General features: G+C 69.1%; 1 protein-coding gene. It reads left to right on the top strand.

Annotation, left to right across the window (positions count from 1 at the left end; all coding sequences use genetic code 11):
* The coding region (locus AQI95_RS43985) for a non-ribosomal peptide synthetase (protein ID WP_159056780.1) at positions 1-3,516 on the top strand (3,516 nt) is incomplete at both ends.

Below are 3,516 nucleotides of genomic sequence, written 5' to 3'. Positions count from 1 at the left end.
ATCCTCAACCCGGAGCGGTCGCTGGCCCGCAATCCCCTGTTCCAGGTGATGCTGGTGGTGCACAGCAACGCGGCCCCCGCGTTCGACCTGCCCGGTCTGTCGGCCGTCACCGAAGACCTCACCAAAGACGTGACCAGCTTCGATCTCACGTTCAACTTCTACGAGGTCAGGGACGGCGCCGGGGAACCCGCAGGGCTCGACGGCTTCCTGGAGTACCGCACCGACCTGTCCGACATGAGCACCGCGGAGCGGTTCATCGAGGGTCTCCGGCTGCTGCTGGCGGCCGTCGCCGAGCGCCCCGACCTGCCGATCAGCACCGCCGAACTGCTCTCCCCGACCGAGCAGAGCGAGCTGCTCGCCGAGGGAACAGGGGGCCCGGCCCCTGAGCACCGGTTCTTCACCGACCTGTTCGAGGAGCAGGCAGCGCTCCGCCCCGACACACCGGCGCTGGAGCACGAAGGCACCGTACTCACCTATGCCGAGCTGAACACGCGGGCCAACCAAGTGGCCCGCTGGCTGATCCGGCAGGGCATCGGCTCCGAGCAACTGGTGGCGCTGGCGGTGCCCCGGTCGGTGGAGATGGTGGCGGCACTGCTGGGCATCCTGAAGGCGGGCGCCGCCTTCCTCCCCGTCGATCCGGAGTACCCGGCGGACCGCATCGCGTTCATGCTTGAGGACGCCGCGCCGGTCCGCGTGCTCACCAGCCGAGAGGTGGCCGGGCGGCTCCCGCAGGGCGGCCCGGCCACCCTGGTCCTCGACGACACTGTGGTCCTGGCCGGACTCGACGGTGCCAATCCCACGGATGCCGAGCGGACCGCTCGGCTCCGGCCCGACGACCTGGCGTACACCGTCTACACATCGGGCTCCACCGGCACGCCCAAGGGCGTGGCCGTCACCCACCGCGGCATCTGCGCGCTGGCCGCCACACTGGCGGAGAAGTACCAGGTCCGGCCGGGCGACCGTGTCCTGCAGTTGGCCTCGATCAGCTTCGACATGGCCTTCGAGGACCACCTCCGGGCGTTCTGCTTCGGCGCGACCCTCGTCGTCCCCGCGCCCGGCCCCCTGGTCGGGGACGCCCTCGGCGACTTTCTGGACCAGCGCCGGATCTCCTGCGCCGACATGCCCCCCAGCGTGCTCGCCACCCTGCCGGCGCGGCACTTCCCCGCCCTGCGCGTGCTGAGCGTCGGCGGCGAGGCGTGCCCCCCGGCGCTGACCGCGCGCTGGGCGGACGGGCGGCGGATGCTGAACCTCTACGGGCCCACCGAGTCGACGATCTCGGCGACGGCCAGCGAGCCGCTGTCCGGCACCGATGCGTCCGCGTCCACACCCATCGGAGCCCCGGTGCGGGGCGCCCGAACGTACGTCCTGGACGAGCGGCTGCGGCTGGCGCCGCGAGGGGTGCCGGGAGAGTTGTACATCGCGGGCGCGGGCGTGGCCCGGGGGTACCTGCGTCGCCCGGGACTGACGGCGCAGCGCTTCGTGGCCGATCCCTTCGGACCGGCCGGAAGCCGTATGTACCGCACCGGTGACCTGGTGCGGTGGCGAGGTGACGGCCAGCTCGAGTTCGTCGGCCGGGTCGACGACCAGGTGAAGATCCGCGGCTTCCGCATCGAGCTGGGCGAGATCGAGGCCGTGCTGGGTCGTCACCCGGCGGTGTCACAGGTCGCGGTCGTGGTGCGGGAGGACCAGCCGGGTGACAAGCGTCTGGTGGCCTATGTGGTGGCCGAGTCCGGGAGCGGTGGGGTGGGCGCGGATGCCCTGCGTGCTCATGTGGGCGGGCTGTTGCCGGAGTTCATGGTTCCGTCGGCGTTCGTGGTGCTGGACCGTTTGCCGTTGACGACCAACGGCAAGCTGGACCGGCGGGCTCTGCCTGCGCCCGTGTACGAGGCGGAGGCGGGCGGACGTGGTGCGCGGACTCCGCAGGAGGAGATCCTGTGCGGGCTGTTCGCGGAGATCCTGGGCGTGCCCGCAGTGGGTGTCGACGACAGCTTCTTCGAGTTGGGCGGGCATTCTCTGCTGGCGACCCGGGTGGTCAGCCGGATCAGGTCGGTCCTGGGTGTCGAGTTGCCGGTGCGGACCTTGTTCGAGGCTCCCACGGTTGCGGCGTTGACGGGGCGGGTCGCGGAGGCGGGTTCGGCCAGGCCCGCGTTGACGGTGATGGAGCGTCCGGAGCTGGTTCCGCTGTCGCCGGCGCAGAACCGGCTGTGGTTCCTGAACAAGCTCGAAGGGGCGAGTGCCACCTACAACGTTCCGGTGGCGTTCCGGATCACCGGAGACCTGGACGCGGATGTCCTCGAACAGGCGCTGAACGATGTGGTGGTACGGCACGAGAGCCTGCGAACGGTCTTCCGGGAGATCGACGGAACCCCGGCCCAGACAGTGCTGGCAGCGGACGCCGTCGACCTGAAGCTGCACCACGTCAGCTGTGGCGCAGACAAACTCAATGCGACGCTGCGGACGGCCGGGCAGTATGTCTTCGACTTGTCCGCCGAACCGCCGCTGCGGGCAACGCTGTTCACCGTCAGTCCGAAGGAGCGGGTACTGCTGCTGCTCATGCACCACATCGCGAGCGACGGCGCTTCGATGGGGCCTCTCGGACGCGATCTGGAGACCGCGTTCCGCGCCCGGCTCCAGGGCCAGGCACCGACGTGGTCCGCGCTCCCGGTGCAGTACGCGGACTACACCCTGTGGCAGCGACAGCTCCTCGGCGCGGAAGAAGACCCCCACTCCCTGGTGAGCAAGCAACTGGACTACTGGACAAAGGCGTTGGAGGGCAGCCCGGACCGTCTTGAGCTGCCTTTCGACCACCCCCGGCCGAAGGTGGCCAGCTACCGCGGCGACATGGTTCCGGTCCGGATCGGCGCCGAGCTGCATCGCACGCTCATCGACCTGGCCCGGGACACGAACACCACGGTGTTCATGGTGCTCCAGGCCGCTGTCGCCACCCTGCTGAGCCGGTTGGGCGCGGGGTCGGACATCCCGATCGGCACCCCGAGCGCAGGACGCACCGACGAGACCCTCGACGATCTGGTCGGTCTCTTCCTCAATACGCTCGTGCTGCGGACCGACACCTCAGGGAACCCGACGTTCCGGGAACTTCTGGAGCAGGTCCGCAAGACCGCCCTGACCGCCTACATGCACCAGGACGTGCCGTTCGAGCGTGTGGTCGAAGCCGTCAATCCGACTCGCTCGCTGTCCTGGCATCCGCTCTTCCAGGTCATGGTGGTCCTGCAGAACACCGGTGGATACGAGTTCTCGCTGCCCGGCGTGGTGACTGAAGCCGAGGAAGTGTTCAGTACCCGCACGGCCAAGTTCGATCTCGGCTTCATCCTCAACGAGCACTACGAGGCCGGCAACCGTCCGGCCGGGCTCGACGGAATGCTGGAGTACAACACCGATGTCTTCCAGAAGGGCACTGCCGAACGAACGGTGGCTCAGCTGGTACGGGTGCTGACACAGCTCAGCACCGCTCCCGACCGCAGGATCGGTGAAGCGGAAATTCTGTCGGAGACAGAA

This window comes from Streptomyces yokosukanensis, assembly GCF_001514035.1.
GTDB classification, from domain to species: Bacteria; Actinomycetota; Actinomycetes; order Streptomycetales; family Streptomycetaceae; genus Streptomyces; species Streptomyces yokosukanensis.
The sequence above is the reverse complement of the archived record's forward strand: the minus strand, read 5'-3'. Positions and strand labels throughout refer to the sequence as shown.